Source organism: Geodermatophilus sp. URMC 61 (genome assembly GCF_052931555.1).
The window spans coordinates 206,928-220,782 of the sequence record NZ_JBRFHZ010000002.1 but is presented as its reverse complement, the minus strand read 5'-3'; the positions used below and the strand labels follow the sequence as shown (position 1 = coordinate 220,782).

Genomic DNA, 13,855 nt, shown 5'->3' with positions numbered 1-13,855 from the left:
CCCCGCTGCGCCACTCGGATACGGCCCCCGTCGGCGTACGAGATCGCCGGTCTCGCCCGGGGCTGGTTCAGACGGTGCTGCGCAGGGCGCCGTCCGGGCCGGCGAGGTGCACCGGGGCGGACGGGGCGAGGTCGTGGACGGCGGCCAGCCCGGCCTCCTCCACGCCGTCGGCGGCCGAGACGACGGCGGCCGCCTCGAGCCCCTCCACCCCGCTGGAGACGGCGGCGGCGACGGCGGCCTGCAGCGCGGACAGCTGCAGCGACGGCAGGGAAACGGTGGCGGCCAGGTAGGTGCGGCCGTCGGTGTCGCGGACCGCCGCGCCCTCAGGAGCGCCGGTGCGGCCGCGCGCGGAGCGGGCCAGGGTGACGAGCTTGGCGTCCTCGGGGTCCAGGGAACTCACGGGCCGTCAGCCTTCCACGACGCCGGCGGGCTCCTCGACGCGGGTGGCACTCGACGCCGTGGCACCGGAGGCGGTGGTCCCGGACGCGGTCGCACCGGACGCGGTGGCCCCGTGCGCCTGCGGCTCCTCGCCCTCGGTGGTCTCGGCCTCCTCCTCGGGCACCCGGCAGACCAGGATGGTGTCGATCCGGTTGCGCCGTCCGCCGGTGCTCTCGGCGACCAGCCGTAGCCCGGCGACCTCGGCCTGCGAGCCCTCGATCGGCACCACGCCGAGCTCGCGGGCGAGCAGCCCGCCGACGGTCTCGACGTCGTCGTCCTTGGGCAGCTCGACGTCGAAGAGGGCGGCGAGGTCCTCGACCGGCAGCCGGGCGGTGATCCGCACCGAGCCGTCGGCCAGTTCCTCGACCGGGGGGCGCTGGAAGCGGTCGTGCTCGTCGGCGATCTCGCCGACGATCTCCTCGAGGATGTCCTCGATCGTCACCAGCCCGGCGAAGCCGCCGTACTCGTCGACCACGATCGCGATGTGGATGCGCTGGGCCTGCATGTCCCGCAGCAGTTCGTCGACCGGCTTGGACTCCGGCACGAACGTCGGCGCACGCATGAGGTCCTCGACCTTGACGGTGTTCCTCGGGTCCTGCCCGCCCTGGGTCCGGCGGATGAGGTCCTTGAGGTAGATGACCCCCACGACGTCGTCGACGTTCTCGCCGATGACCGGGATGCGGCTGAACCCGCTGCGCATCGCCAGTGCGAGGGCCTGCCGCAGGGTCTTGGTCCGCTCGATCCAGACGACGTCGGTGCGCGGCACCATGACCTCGCGGGCGATGGTGTCGCCCAGCTCGAACACCGAGTGGATCATGTTGCGCTCGCCGGACTCGACGACCCCGCGCTCCTCGGCCATGTCGACCAGCTCGCGCAGCTCGACCTCGGAGGAGAACGGCCCGTCGCGGAAGCCGCGCCCGGGCGTGATCATGTTGCCGACCAGGATGAGCAGCGTGGCGATCGGCCCGAGCACCCGGCCCAGCAGCTTGACCACGCCCGCACCGGCCAGCGCGGTGCCGTAGGCGTGCTGGCGGCCGAGCGTGCGGGGTCCGACCCCGACCAGCACGTAGCTGACGACGGTCATCACCCCGGCCGCGGTCAGCACCGGCTGCCAGCCCCCGCCCCAGATCCGGTAGAGGATCACCGTGACCAGGGTGGCGGCCACCATCTCGCAGGCGATCCGCAGCAGGAGCAGCAGCGCCACGTGCCGGGCGCGCTCGGCGACGACCTCGGACAGGACGCCCGCACGCTTGACGCCGTCCCGGCGCATCTCGTCGACGCGTGCCTTGGAGACCCGCTGGAGCGCGGCGTCCATGGCGCCGAACAGGCCGGCGAACGGGATCAGACAGACGGCGATCACCAGCAGGGTGATCTCGCCGGAGGTCATCGGTCGACCGGTCCCCGGGGGACGGCCGCACCGGTCATCGGAGCCCGTGGGGTGGCGCGCCAGCCGTCGAGCAGCTTGGTCTGCAGGCCGAACATCTCCTTCTCCTCCTCGGGCTCCATGTGGTCGTAGCCGAGGAGGTGCAGCACGCCGTGCGTGGCGAGCAGGATCAGCTCGTCGTCCATCGTGTGGCCGGCCGCGCGGGCCTGCTTGATGGCGACCGAGGGGCACAGGACGACGTCCCCGAGCAGTGCGGGGCCGGGGTCCGGCTCGTCGGGACGGCCGGTGTCCAGCTCGTCCATCGGGAAGGCGAGGACGTCGGTCGGCCCCTTCTCCCCCATCCAGCGCTCGTGCAGCGTGCTCATGTAGTCCGGGTCGACGCAGAGGACCGACAGCTCGGCCATCGGGTTCACGCCCATCTCGCCCAGCACGTACGTGCAGACGGCGGCGAGGGAGGACTCGTCGACGGCGATCTCGGACTCGTTGGCGACCTCGACGGGCACGGCGCTCAGCTCCCCTGGCGGCGCGGCCGCGACGGGCGCACCGGCGGCTGCTGGCCGGTGGTGGGCCGGTTCTGGTTGTGCGTGGCGTCCCAGCGCTCGTAGGCGTCGACGATGTCGCCGACCAGCCGGTGACGGACGACGTCGGAACTGGTCAGGTTGGCGAAGTGCACGTCGTCGATGCCGTCGAGGATCTCGCGCACGATCCGCAGCCCGCTCTGCGCGCCACCGGGCAGGTCGACCTGGGTCACGTCACCGGTGACCACGATCTTGGAACCGAAGCCGAGCCGGGTGAGGAACATCTTCATCTGCTCGGCGGTGGTGTTCTGCGCCTCGTCGAGGATGACGAACGCGTCGTTGAGCGTGCGCCCGCGCATGTACGCCAGCGGCGCCACCTCGATCGTCCCCGACTGCATCAGGCGCGGGATCGACTCGGGGTCGACCATGTCGTGCAGCGCGTCGTACAGCGGCCGCAGGTACGGGTCGATCTTCTCGCTGAGCGTGCCGGGCAGGTACCCCAGCCGCTCGCCGGCCTCCACGGCCGGGCGGGTGAGGATGATCCGGTTGACCTGCTTGGTCTGCAGGGCCTGCACGGCCTTGGCCATCGCCAGGTAGGTCTTGCCGGTACCGGCGGGGCCGATGCCGAAGACGATGGTGTGCGCGTCGATGGCGTCGACGTAGCGCTTCTGGTTCAGCGTCTTGGGCCGGATCGTGCGCCCGCGGCGGCTGATGATGTCGAGGCTGAGGACGTCGGCCGGCCGCTCGGAACCACCCGCGCGCAGCATCCCGATGACCCGGCGCACCGAGTCCGGGCGCAGCACCTGACCGGTGCCCAGCAGCGCGATCAGCTCGTCGAACACCGCGACGGCGAAGGCGTTGTCGGCCGGCTGACCGGTCACGGCGATCTCGTTGCCGCGCACGTGGACGTCGGTGTCGACCTCCTTCTCGACCAGGCGCAGCAGCTCGTCCCCGGAGCCGAGCAGGGCGACCATCGGGACGGAGTCGGGAACGGTGATGGTGGTCCGGACGGTGGCCGGGGCGACGTCCCCCAGGCCGGTGTGTCCGGGGTGGCCGTCGGCGGCTGCAGCCTGCGCCGAGGCCTCACGCGAGGTGGGCGCTCCGGGCACGGGGACGTTCGGGGAGGAGTCGGGCAAGAACCCTCGACCCTGCCTTCCTGCGAGAGGAGGTGTGGACCCCTCGAGTCTACCCGCGCGTGCAGTCCCGGAACCGCCGTCCGGACCGTCGCTCACCTGCCCGAGTAGGTCGCCCTGCCGGGCCCCTCGCTGAGGAACGAGCGCACCGCGCCGCGCAGGTCCTGGGTGGCGAACAGCGCACCGGAGACGTCGGGCACCAGGTCGTCCGCGGCCCGCGCGCCCTGCCGGACGGCGGTCGTGACCAGCTGCTTGGTGGCCGCGTGCGCCACCGTCGGGCCGGCCGCGACCTGGCGGGCGTAGGCGCGGGCGGCCTCGGCGAAGCCCTCGTCGGGCAGCACCCGGTTGACCACGTCCCACCGCTCGAGGACGGCGGCCGGGTAGCGCTCGCCGGTGAACACCAGCTCCTTGGCCCGCGCGGACCCGGCCCGCTCCGCCAGCCGCTGCGGCCCGCCCATCGACGGGGTGAGCCCGACGACGATCTCGACGAGCCCGAACGACGCCTTCTCCGCCGCCAGCAGGACGTCACAGGCCAGCGCCAGCTCGAACGCGGCGGTGAGGGTCAGCCCGTGCGCGGCGAAGACGGTGGGCACCGGGAGGTCCTCGAAGGTCTGCGCCACCCGCAGCAGCCGCCGCCACAGGTCGGCGCCGCGCTCGGCGGGCTCGGGCCCCTCGGCGATGTCGCGGAACACCGTGACGTCGACACCGCCCGAGACGACCTTGCCGCGCGCCTCGACCAGCACCGCCCGGGCGCGTGCGGGGTCGGCCGGGTCGGTGAGCCGGACCAGCTCGTCGGCGACCCCCTCGATCGCGTCGAACACGGAGGCGTCGAAGAGGTTCAGCGGCGGGTTGTCCAGGACGACGACGGCGACGTCGCCGTCCCGCTCGATGCGCACGGGGGTGGGATCGGTCATGCCGGGCAGCCTGGCAGACGCCGGAGCCGGGTACGCGGGGCCGCATGACCGACCGCTCCCCCTACGCCCTGACCGCGGCCGCCGTCACCACCACCGCCGTCCTCGGCGGGATCGGCACGGCGACCGGCACCCGCTGGTACCGCGAGCTCGACAAGCCGCCGTGGCAGCCGCCCGGATCCGCCTTCGGGCCGGTGTGGACGGCGCTGTACGCCCTGCTCGCCCTCGCCGGCGGCCGGTCGCTCGCGGGTTCGGGCGGCCAGGAGCGGCGCCGGTACCTGCGGGCCTACCTGGCCAACCTGGCGCTCAACGCCGGCTGGACCTGGGTCTTCTTCCGCGCCCGGCGACCGGTGGCCGCCACCGCCGAGGCCGCGCTGCTGGCCGCCTCGACGGCCGACCTCGCCCGGCGCTCCTGGGCCGTCGACCGCCGGGCCGGCGCCGCGCTGGTGCCCTACGCGGCGTGGACGACGTTCGCGACGGCGCTCAGCGGAGCCATCGCCCGCCGCAACCCGCGCTGACCGTCGGCGTCGCTCAGCCGGGCGGCCAGCGGAGGTCGCGGCCACCGAGCACGTGCAGGTGCACGTGGTGCACGGTCTGCCCGGCGGCGGGGCCGGTGTTGGTGACCACGCGGTAGCCGGGCTCGACGCCGTCCTCGCTGGCCAGTCCCTCCTGGACCGCCACCTCCCCGGCCGCGCGGACGACCGCGCCGAGCAGGTCGGGGTCGGCCTGCGCCAGCGCGGCCACCGTCGGGTGGTGCTCCTTCGGCACGACCAGGACGTGGGTCGGCGCCTGCGGGTTGATGTCCCGGAAGGCGAACGTCCGGTCGGTCTCGTGCACGACGTCGGCGGGGATCTCCCCGGCCACCATCCGGCAGAACAGGCAGTCGGTCACACGACGACCCTAGAAGGACCCCGTCCTCCCCACCGCTCGTGGAAGGACCCCTCCTGCCCGCCCCCCGCAGGCTCGGGGCGGTGCCCTGGACGGGGCCGCGGCGAGCCTCCGGACGGGGCCTGCCGGGGACGGGGCCGGGGCGTCACCGCTGGCCGGGCGTGGTCTCGACCCCCAGATAGGCCTGCACGATGCGCTCGTCGGCGAGCAGCTCGGCCGCCGGGCCCGAGTGGACGACCTCGCCGCTCTGCAGCACGTAGCCGTGGTCGGCAGCGCGGAGCGCCCTGCGGGCGTTCTGCTCGACGAGCACCACGGTGGTGCCCGACGCCCGGATCTCCTCGATCACCCGGAAGACCTCGTCGACGATCTTGGGCGCGAGCCCCATGGAGGGCTCGTCCATGAGCATGACCCTGGGCTGGGCCACCAGGGCACGGGCGATGGCGAGCATCTGCTGCTCACCGCCGGAGAGCGATCCGGCGGGCAGCGCCCGGCGCTCCGCGAGCACCGGGAAGCGGTCGTACATGGCGTCCATGGACTGCTGAGCGGTCCCGCCGGTGTGCCACGCGCCCATCCGGAGGTTCTCCTCGATGGTGAGCGTGGCCAGGATCTGCCGGCCCTCGGGGACCTGCACCAGCCCGCGGCCCACCAGCTTGTGGGCCGGCGTCCGGGTCACGTCCCGTCCCTCGAAGGTGATCCGCCCGCCCGCCGGGCGCAGCATCCCCGAGACGGCGTTGATGACCGAGGACTTCCCGGCGCCGTTGGCCCCGACCAGGGTCACCAGGGAGCCCCGTTCGACGGCGAAGGAGACCCCGCGGACGGCCTCGACCCGCCCGTAGCTCACCCGCAGGTCCTCCACGCTCAGGATGGGGTTGCTCATGTCGCGTTCCTCGGGGTGGTGTCCGGGAGGCCCAGCGTGCCCGCCGCGCTCGGGTCCACGTTCGTGACGGCGCCGGGCGCGGCGACGGCGCCGCTGCCCCCGGTCGGGCCGGCCAGGGTCCCCTCGGCGACGGATCCGCCGTCCAGCTCGTCGTCCGCCGTGCCGAGATATGCCTCGATCACGGCCGGGTCGGCAGCGATCTCCGCCGGCGAGCCGCTCGCGATGACCTCACCGAAGTCGAGGACGACGACCCGGGTGCAGGTCTCCAGGACCATGCCGACGTTGTGCTCGATGAAGAGGATCGTCAGCCCGTCACGGGCCAGCGACCGGATGAGCTCGGACAGCCTCGCCGCCTCGACGTGGTTCATGCCGGCGGCCGGCTCGTCCAGGATCAGCAGGGACGGCTCCGAGGCGAGTGCTCGAGCGATCTCCAGCCGGCGCTGGTCGCCGTAGGACAGCGACGACGCCCGGTTGCCGGCCAGGTCGGCCAGCCCCACCCGCTGCAGGCAGCGGGCCGCGTGCTCGAGGGCCGCCCGCTCGTCACGGCGGGCCGAGGGCAGCCACAGCAGGCGGCGCAGGAAGGTCGGTCGGCTGACCAGGTGCGCACCCACGAGCACGTTCTCGAGCGCCGACAGCCGGTTGAACAGCTTGGAGTGCTGGAAGGTGCGGCTCACACCCGCCGCCGCCACCTTGTGCACGGGGGTCCGCCCGATCGTCGTCCCCAGGACGGTGGCGCTGCCCGACGAGGGCGGCACGAGGCCACTGATCATGTTCACCAGGGTGGTCTTGCCCGCGCCGTTCGGGCCGATCAGGCCCACGACCTCGCCGCTGCGGATCTCCAGGTCGATGCCGCGGACGGCGTGCACCCCGCCGTACTCCTTGGCCAGGCCCGTCAGGCTGACCACCGGCTCGCCGGCGGCGGGGTGCCGGCGGGCGGCCAGGCGCGGCGCGGGGTCGGCCCCCGCCGACGGGACGCGGGTGCGCCGCGGGATCAGGCTCGCCAGCCCACCCGGCAGGAAGAGGATCACCACGAGCAGCAGCAGGCCGGCGAGGAAGGGACGGATCCAGCCCGCCTCCACCCCGACCGCCCGCTGGACCTCGGGGATCATCGTCTGGAACCCGCTGCCCAGCAGCGGGCCGAGGAACATGGTGGAGCCCCCGAGCACGGCGGTGACCAGACCGTCCACGGCGGCGGTGAAGTCGAAGTCACCCGGTGCGATGAGCCGCACGTAGTAGGCGAACAGCACGCCGTACAGGCCGGCCACCGCACCGGCGGTGACGAAGGCGGCGAGTCGGTGGCGACCCACGTCGACGCCCATGGAGCGCGCGGCGAGCTCGTCCTCGCGGATGGCCTCGAGCGCCCGGCCGTACCGGGAGCGGCCCATCCGCCAGAACCAGTACGCGACGACGGCCAGCGCCGTCCAGGCCATCCCGACCGTGAGGATGCGGGGCACGGCGAGCCCCTGCGCGCCGCCGGTCCACTCGAGGTTCAGCAGGACGACACGCACCGCCTCGGCGAACCCGAGGGTGGCGATGGCCAGGAAGACGCCCCGCAGGTGCATCGTCGGCAGACCCAGCACGACGGCGGCGAGTGCGCCGACCGCCATGCCGATGACGACGGCGGTCAGCAGCGCGGGCACGTCGCCGACGTCGTCCCCGCTGGGGGCGAGGCTGGCCGCCGAGAAGGCCGCCAGGGAGGCGAACCCGGCCTGGCCGAGGCTCAGCTGCCCGGCGACCAGGACGGCGTAGAACGAGTAGGCGAAGATCGCGCCCAGGGCGATGAAGGTCAGCGTGGTGGCGTACTGGGCGAGCATCAGACCTCCCGGACCCTCCGGGCGCCGAGCAGACCCTGCGGGCGCACCAGCAGGATCAGGAACAGCAGCCCGAAAGCGATCACGTCTCGCCAGGACGACCCGATGTACTGGACGGCGAACACTTCGGCCAGCCCCAGCACGAGACCGCCGATGAGCGCACCCGGCAGCGAGCCCATGCCGCCGACGATGATGATGGCCAGTCCCTTGAGCTCGATGGCCGCGCCCATGCCGAGCTGGGCGGTGTTCACGTTGATGGCGAACAGCACGCCGGCGACCGCCCCGAGCGCCGAGGAGATGGCGAACGTGACGGCGGTGATCCGGTCGACGTTCACGCCGAGCACGCGGGCCGCGGTCGGGTTCTCCGCGACGGCGCGCATGCCGCGGCCCAGTCGGGTCCTGGTGACCATGTACGTCAGCCCCACCATGAGCGCGAGGGAGACGGCCAGGATGACCACCTGGACCAGGGTCACCTGCGCGCCGGCCACGTCGAACCGGGTCTCGGGGAACGACCCGGCCGGGAACCGGCGGGTGTCCGGGCCGTAGCGCCACTGCAGGAGCGCGATGAGCATCCCGGCCAGGGCGATCGAGGAGATCAGCCCGGCGAAGTGGGCGTCGGCCCGGCCCTTGAGGGGGCGGAACGCCAGCCGCTCGATCACCAGACCGAGCACCGCGCCGAAGACGAACACGACGGGCAGCGCCGCCCACAGCGACAGCCCACCCCGCTCGACCAGCTCGATGCCCACGAAGGCCGAGACGGCGAACACCGCGGGGTGCGCCAGGTTCAGCCGGTCCAGGATCCCGAAGACCAGGGTGAAGCCGATGGCGAACAGCGCGTAGATCGAACCGATGAAGATCCCGTTGAGGAGCTGCTGCACAGCCGTCCCTGTCTGATCGTGTCTGCAGACCCCGGCCTGCCGGGGCCCCGCGCGGTGGTCGCGTGCACCGGACCACCGCGCGGACGGTACCGAGAGCCCCCTCCGGCCGGTCCACCCGGCCGGAGGGGACACACGGCTCACTCCAGGACGGCGAACGCCCCGTTCCGGACGACCTGCACGACGGCCGGGTGGACGGCGTCCCGGTTCTCGTCGATGGAGAACGCCCCGAGCACCGTCGGGACGTTCTCCAGCTGGCCGAGCGCCTCCTTGAGGCTCTCCCGGTCGGCGGCGCAGTTGGCGCGGACGGCCTGGTCGACGAGCATCAGGCCGGCGTAGGCCTGGGCGGCGAACTGGTCGGGCTGAGAGCCGTACTCGGCCTCGAAGTCCGCCAGGAAGGCGGTGTTCTCCGGGTTGTCGGAGGCGGAGTTCCAGGCGGCGCCCACGACGACGCCCTCGGCCGCCGGACCGGCGTCCGCCATGAGGCGCGGGTTGTTGAACCCGTTGCCGCCGATGATCGGCACGTCGATGCCCAGCTCACGGGCCTGGGTCACCAGTGGGATGGCGGCCTCGATCAGCGCGGAGACGACGAGCGCGTCGGGGTCGCTCTGCTGGGCCTGGGTCAGCAGGGCGCGGAAGTCGGTGTCGGCCTTGGAGAAGGTGAGCGTCTCGCTCACCGTGACGCCCTGCTCCTGCAGCGCGGCCGCGAAGGCCTCGTAGCCGGACTCGGTGAACGCGTCGTCGTTGCTGTACATCACCACCACGTCCTGCAGCCCGAACTCCTCGGTGGCCGTGGCGATGGTCTGCGGGATCACCGCCTGCTCCGTGAGCGAGTTCCGGAAGATGTAGTCGCCGATCTCGGTGACGCCGGCGGCGGTGTTGGAGATGCCCAGCACGGGAACCCCCGCCTCCTGGGCGATCGGGTCGGCCTGCACCGCGGCGTTGGACAGGGTGGGACCGATGATCAGGCTCACGCCGTCGGACACGAACTGGTCGAACAGGGTGATGCCCTGGCGCGGGTCGGTCTGGTCGTCCTCGATCCGCAGGTCGTAGGTGACGCCGCCCTTCTCGGCCAGCTGCGCGGCAGCCAGTTCCAGCCCCCGCTGCTGCGACTCGCCGTAGCTGGCCGCGGCACCGGTCAGGCTCAGCACGGCGCCGATGGGCACCTCACCCTCGATGGTGCAGGAGTCCCCGCTCCCCTCTCCGGCGAGCTCGCCGGAGGCGGCCGCACCGCTGCCGCCTCCGTCGCCGGAGCCGCAGGAGGCGAGGAGGAGGACCGCCGCGGTGGCAGCGGCGGCGGTGCTGAGTGGAACGCGCATGTCTCTCCCTGGTCGTGCACGACGGCCCGTCGCGGCCCACGGGCGGCCGGGGCCCGGCGCACTGTCGCACGGACGTCGTGTGGCCGGCCGGTGTCCGGTCGGCGACTGGCAGCCGACACAGTAGGCACCTGCGGGCGGTGGTCCGTCGCGGACGGTGGCACCGTGCCCAGAACGTGACCCGGGGGCCGGTCACGGCAGCCCCGGGTCACGGCGGGGCCGCAGCCGGTACAGGATGGGCCCGACCAGTCCCCGACTCCGGAGGTGTCCCGTGCCCGTCGCCCAGCCCCGCGCCCGGACGTAGTGAGCACCCGCAGCGTCGCCCGGTCGGGTGGCCCCGGAACCCAGTCCCTCCTCCCCGCACTCTCCCGCCGCTCGTTCCTCGCCGCGGGTGCCGCGCTCGCCGCCGGGCTCGCCGGCTGCGGCCGCACCGCCGCCTCCACCTCCCCGGGCCCGCTGCGTGTCGGCGCCATCCCCGACCAGGACCCGGAGGTCCTGCAGCGCCTGTACGGCACCGTCGCCGACGCGATCTCCGCCGCGCTCGACCTCGAGGTGGAGTACACGCCGGTCACCGACTACGCCGCGGCCGTCTCCCTCTTCCGCACCGGCGACCTCGACCTCGTCTGGTTCGGCGGCCTCACCGGCGTCCAGGCGCGACTGCAGACCCCCGGGGCCGAGCCGATCGCCCAGCGCGACATCGACCAGGCCTTCACCTCGGTGTTCGTGGTCAACGCCGGCACCGGGCTGGCGCCGTCCGACGACCTGACCGCGCTGTCCCCGCTGCGGTTCACCTACGGCAGCGAGACCTCGACGTCGGGACGGCTGATGCCCGCCTGGTTCCTGCGCGAGGCCGGCGTCGACCCGCAGGGCTTCCCCGGCGGCCCCGGCTTCGCCGGCTCGCACGACGCGACGCTGGCACTGGTCGCCTCCGGCAGCTACCAGGCGGGGGTGCTCAACTCCCAGGTCTGGCGGTCGCGCAGCGAGCAGGGCGCGGTCGACCCGGCGGTCGTGCGCTACGCCGAGAGCCCGCCGTACCACGACTACCACTGGCTCCTGGGCCCGCAGGCCGCCGAGCGGACCGGCGTCCCCGACCTCGCCGACCGGCTGCGGGACTTCCTCACCGGCCTGCCCGCCGGCTCCCCGGTGCTGGAGCTCTTCGGTGCGGGGGCCTTCGTGCCGGCGCGGGCGTCGGACTACGACCGGATCGAGGAGATCGGCCGCGACCTGGGGCTGGTCAGCTGACCACCGTCCTGCGGCTGGACGACGTCACGGTCCGGTACGGCGGGACGACGGCGCTGGCCGGGGTCGACCTCGAGGTCGGTCCCGGCGAGCGGGTCGCCCTCGTCGGCGCCTCTGGAGCGGGCAAGTCCACGCTGCTCGCACTGGCCAACGGCACGGTGCCGCCCACCGCCGGCACCGTGCGGGTGCACGGGGCCGACCCCGCGGCGCTGTCCGGGCGGGACCGGCGCCGGCTGCTGGCGCGGGTGGGCACGGTGCACCAGTCGCTGGAGCTGGTCGGCCGGCTGCGCGTGGTGCACAACGTCAACGCCGGCCGGCTGGCGGACTGGTCGTCGGCGCGGGCGGCCTGGTCGCTGGTGCGCCCGCGGGGGCTGCCCGAGGTGCTGGCCGCGCTGGACCGGGTGGGCCTGGCCGACCGCGCGTTCGAGCGCACCGAGCGGCTCTCCGGCGGCCAGCGGCAGCGGGTGGCCCTCGCGCGCCTGCTGGTGCAGCAGCCGGACCTCGTGCTGGCCGACGAGCCGGCGTCCGCCCTCGACCCGGTGCTCGCCGACCGGGCGCTGACGCTGCTCGGCGAGCCGGCGCGGACCCGCGGCGGCGCGCTGGTCGCGGCACTGCACGATCCCGGGCTGGTGCGCCGGCACTGCGACCGGGTGGTCGGGCTGGCCGGCGGGCGGGTGGTGCTCGACGCCCCGGTGGCCGCGCTGTCGGCCGCCGATCTCGCGGAGCTCTACGGGGCCGCGTCGTGACCGGGCTCGCCCTCGACCGGCCGGTGCGGCCGGCTCCCCCGCGACTGCGGCGCGACCGGCGTCGCTGGGCCTGGGGTCTCGGTGCGGGGACGGCGCTGGTCTGGTCGCTGGCCGGCGCCGGGCTGTTCAGCGGCGAGGTGCTCAACCCCGCAGGGACGGCGCAGTTCGGCCGGTTCGCCGCCGCGGCGCTGGACCCGGCGGTCGACGCGGAGTTCCTCGGCCTGCTCGTCCGGTCGGCGCTGGTCACCGTCGCCTACGCCGCGGCCGGCACCGCGCTCGCGCTCGCGCTCGGTGCCGTGGGGGCGCTGCTCGTCTCGCGCACCACGTGGGGACGGCGCCGCGCCGGCTGGCTGGCCGCCCGCGGCGTGCTCGCCGTCCCGCGGGGGCTGCACGAGGCGGTGTGGGGGCTGCTGCTGGTCAACGTGCTCGGCCTGGACCCGTGGGTGGGCGTGCTGGCGATCGGGGTGCCCTACGGCGCGGTGACCGCCAAGGTCTTCGCCGACCTCGTCGACGAGGTGCCGCAGGGGGCGTACCGGGCGCTGCGGGCGGCCGGGGCCGGGCGGACGGCGGCCGCACTGTACGGGCTGCTGCCGCCGGCCGCGGGTGGGCTGCTCTCCTACGCGTTCTACGGCTCGAGTGCGCGGTCCGCTCGGCCGTCGTCCTCGGGATGGTCGGCGCCGGCGGGCTGGGCTACCAGCTGGCGCTGTCGTTCGCGTCGCTGCGCTGGGAGCAGGTGTGGAGCGCGGTCTACGCGCTGTCGCTGCTCTGCCTGACCGCCGACGTCGCCGGGCGGGCGGTGCGCCGGCGACTGGCCGCGCCGCCGTCGTCCGCCCGCCGCGACCCGGTGCTCACCGCGGCGGTCGTCGGCGCCGTCGTCCTGGTGGGGTGGTCGTGCTGGTACCTGGCGCTGTCGCCGGCGTCGCTGGTGTCGGACGGCACGGTCGCGCAGCTGGGTCACGTGCTGGGCGCGGCCTGGCCTCCGGCGACCGACGGCGACCTGCTGCGCACCACCGGCGCGCTGGCGGTGGACACGGTGCAGATGTCGGTGGTCGCGGTCGCGGTCGCGCTGCTGGGTGCGGTGCTGCTCGCCGGTCCGGCGGCGCGGCCGGCCGGGCGGCCGTCGCCCGCACGGCGGGTCGCGGGGGCGCTGGTTCGCGGCGGGCTGCTCCTGCTGCGTGCCGTGCCGCCGCCGGTGTGGGCGCTGGTGCTGCTCTTCGTGCTGCTGCCCGGCGTGCTCCCCGGCGCGCTGGCGCTGGGTGTCTACACGCTGGGGGTGCTGGGTCGGCTGGTGGCGGAGGCCACCGAGGAGCTCGACCCGCGGCCGCGGGCGGCGCTCACCGCGCTGGGCGCCCCGCCGGCAGGGACGTGGCTGTACGGGGTGCTGCCGCAGGCGGCCGGGCCGGTGCTGGCCTACGCGCTGTACCGGTGGGAGGTGGCCATCCGCGACACCGTGCTGGTCGGGCTGCTCGGCGCCGGCGGCCTCGGTGCGCTGCTGGCCTCGGAGCTGGCGACCTTCGACTGGGCCGCGGGAACGACGGTGCTCGCGGCGGTCGTCGTCCTGACCTGGGCGGTCGACCTGGTCAGCGACCGCGCCCGCACCGCCCTGCGCTGACAGCCGTCCACACAGTCCGATCGCCGTCCTGCTGCAGCGCGAGGACGGCGCCCCGACGGTGAGGTCGGCCGGACGTCCCGAGTGCGCCTGCGACGCCGCACGACGCG

15 protein-coding genes are annotated in these 13,855 nt (G+C 74.4%); 5 read left to right on the top strand and 10 right to left on the bottom strand.

Annotated features, from left to right (window positions below; translation table 11 throughout):
- Positions 1 to 67 precede the first annotated feature (67 nt).
- From ACU610_RS01145 to ACU610_RS01125, 5 genes are all read right to left on the bottom strand, one after another.
- A complete protein-coding gene (locus tag ACU610_RS01145; RefSeq protein ID WP_446765890.1) occupies positions 68 to 400 on the bottom strand; it encodes a cytidine deaminase in 333 nt (110 codons plus the stop codon).
- A 6-nt stretch (positions 401 to 406) separates the two neighbouring features.
- Positions 407 to 1,825, bottom strand: coding sequence for a hemolysin family protein (locus ACU610_RS01140; protein WP_446765889.1), 1,419 nt, complete (start codon positions 1,823 to 1,825; stop codon positions 407 to 409).
- On the bottom strand, positions 1,822 to 2,325 hold the full coding sequence (gene ybeY, locus ACU610_RS01135) for an rRNA maturation RNase YbeY (protein ID WP_446765888.1): 504 nt from the start codon (positions 2,323 to 2,325) through the stop codon (positions 1,822 to 1,824). The genes ACU610_RS01140 and ybeY overlap by 4 nt, the downstream gene beginning before the upstream one ends.
- A 5-nt stretch (positions 2,326 to 2,330) precedes the next feature.
- Positions 2,331 to 3,476 (bottom strand): PhoH family protein, encoded by a 1,146-nt coding sequence (locus ACU610_RS01130; protein ID WP_446765887.1) that lies wholly within the window; start codon positions 3,474 to 3,476, stop codon positions 2,331 to 2,333.
- A 92-nt stretch (positions 3,477 to 3,568) separates the two neighbouring features.
- Complete coding sequence (locus ACU610_RS01125; protein ID WP_446765886.1) at positions 3,569 to 4,387, bottom strand: enoyl-CoA hydratase/isomerase family protein; 819 nt, start codon at positions 4,385 to 4,387, stop codon at positions 3,569 to 3,571.
- A gap of 44 nt (positions 4,388 to 4,431) precedes the next feature.
- Between ACU610_RS01125 and ACU610_RS01120 the strand changes: the two genes are divergently transcribed.
- On the top strand, positions 4,432 to 4,902 hold the full coding sequence (locus tag ACU610_RS01120; protein WP_446765885.1) for a TspO/MBR family protein: 471 nt from the start codon (positions 4,432 to 4,434) through the stop codon (positions 4,900 to 4,902).
- Positions 4,903 to 4,915: 13 nt separating this feature from the next.
- On the opposite strand, the gene ACU610_RS01115 is transcribed toward ACU610_RS01120, so the two are convergent.
- From ACU610_RS01115 to ACU610_RS01095, 5 genes are all read right to left on the bottom strand, one after another.
- Positions 4,916 to 5,275 (bottom strand): histidine triad nucleotide-binding protein, encoded by a 360-nt coding sequence (locus ACU610_RS01115; RefSeq protein WP_446765884.1) that lies wholly within the window; start codon positions 5,273 to 5,275, stop codon positions 4,916 to 4,918.
- 142 nt (positions 5,276 to 5,417) lie between these two features.
- Positions 5,418 to 6,149, bottom strand: coding sequence for an ABC transporter ATP-binding protein (locus ACU610_RS01110; RefSeq protein WP_446765883.1), 732 nt, complete (start codon positions 6,147 to 6,149; stop codon positions 5,418 to 5,420).
- Positions 6,146 to 7,963 (bottom strand): branched-chain amino acid ABC transporter ATP-binding protein/permease, encoded by a 1,818-nt coding sequence (locus ACU610_RS01105; RefSeq protein WP_446765882.1) that lies wholly within the window; start codon positions 7,961 to 7,963, stop codon positions 6,146 to 6,148. Before ACU610_RS01105 ends, ACU610_RS01110 begins: the two co-directional genes overlap by 4 nt.
- Complete coding sequence (locus tag ACU610_RS01100; RefSeq protein ID WP_446765881.1) at positions 7,963 to 8,838, bottom strand: branched-chain amino acid ABC transporter permease; 876 nt, start codon at positions 8,836 to 8,838, stop codon at positions 7,963 to 7,965. The genes ACU610_RS01105 and ACU610_RS01100 overlap by 1 nt, the downstream gene beginning before the upstream one ends.
- 137 nt (positions 8,839 to 8,975) lie before the next feature.
- A complete protein-coding gene (locus ACU610_RS01095; protein WP_446765880.1) occupies positions 8,976 to 10,154 on the bottom strand; it encodes an ABC transporter substrate-binding protein in 1,179 nt (392 codons plus the stop codon).
- 300 nt (positions 10,155 to 10,454) lie between these two features.
- On the opposite strand from ACU610_RS01095, the gene ACU610_RS01090 reads away from it, so the two are divergent.
- From ACU610_RS01090 to ACU610_RS01075, 4 genes are read left to right on the top strand one after another with little or no spacing between them, the layout of a single operon-like run.
- On the top strand, positions 10,455 to 11,393 hold the full coding sequence (locus tag ACU610_RS01090; RefSeq protein WP_446765879.1) for a putative selenate ABC transporter substrate-binding protein: 939 nt from the start codon (positions 10,455 to 10,457) through the stop codon (positions 11,391 to 11,393).
- On the top strand, positions 11,390 to 12,136 hold the full coding sequence (locus ACU610_RS01085) for a phosphonate ABC transporter ATP-binding protein (protein WP_446770679.1): 747 nt from the start codon (positions 11,390 to 11,392) through the stop codon (positions 12,134 to 12,136). Before ACU610_RS01090 ends, ACU610_RS01085 begins: the two co-directional genes overlap by 4 nt.
- Positions 12,133 to 12,909: a hypothetical protein gene (locus ACU610_RS01080; RefSeq protein WP_446765878.1), complete on the top strand. Its 777-nt coding sequence runs from the start codon at positions 12,133 to 12,135 to the stop codon at positions 12,907 to 12,909. Before ACU610_RS01085 ends, ACU610_RS01080 begins: the two co-directional genes overlap by 4 nt.
- Positions 12,804 to 13,748, top strand: coding sequence for an ABC transporter permease subunit (locus ACU610_RS01075; RefSeq protein WP_446765877.1), 945 nt, complete (start codon positions 12,804 to 12,806; stop codon positions 13,746 to 13,748). Before ACU610_RS01080 ends, ACU610_RS01075 begins: the two co-directional genes overlap by 106 nt.
- Positions 13,749 to 13,855: the final 107 nt, after the last annotated feature.

What these genes read in the sequence shown, in the direction of transcription:
- ACU610_RS01095 (WP_446765880.1), bottom strand. Translation starts at nt 10,154, where the DNA reads ATGCGCGTTCCACTCAGCACCGCCGCCGCTGCCACCGCGGCGGTCCTC.
- ACU610_RS01125 (WP_446765886.1), bottom strand. Translation starts at nt 4,387, where the DNA reads ATGACCGATCCCACCCCCGTGCGCATCGAGCGGGACGGCGACGTCGCC.
- ACU610_RS01105 (WP_446765882.1), bottom strand. Translation starts at nt 7,963, where the DNA reads ATGCTCGCCCAGTACGCCACCACGCTGACCTTCATCGCCCTGGGCGCG.
- ACU610_RS01110 (WP_446765883.1), bottom strand. Translation starts at nt 6,149, where the DNA reads ATGAGCAACCCCATCCTGAGCGTGGAGGACCTGCGGGTGAGCTACGGG.
- ACU610_RS01075 (WP_446765877.1), top strand. Translation starts at nt 12,804, where the DNA reads ATGGTCGGCGCCGGCGGGCTGGGCTACCAGCTGGCGCTGTCGTTCGCG.
- ACU610_RS01120 (WP_446765885.1), top strand. Translation starts at nt 4,432, where the DNA reads ATGACCGACCGCTCCCCCTACGCCCTGACCGCGGCCGCCGTCACCACC.
- ACU610_RS01140 (WP_446765889.1), bottom strand. Translation starts at nt 1,825, where the DNA reads ATGACCTCCGGCGAGATCACCCTGCTGGTGATCGCCGTCTGTCTGATC.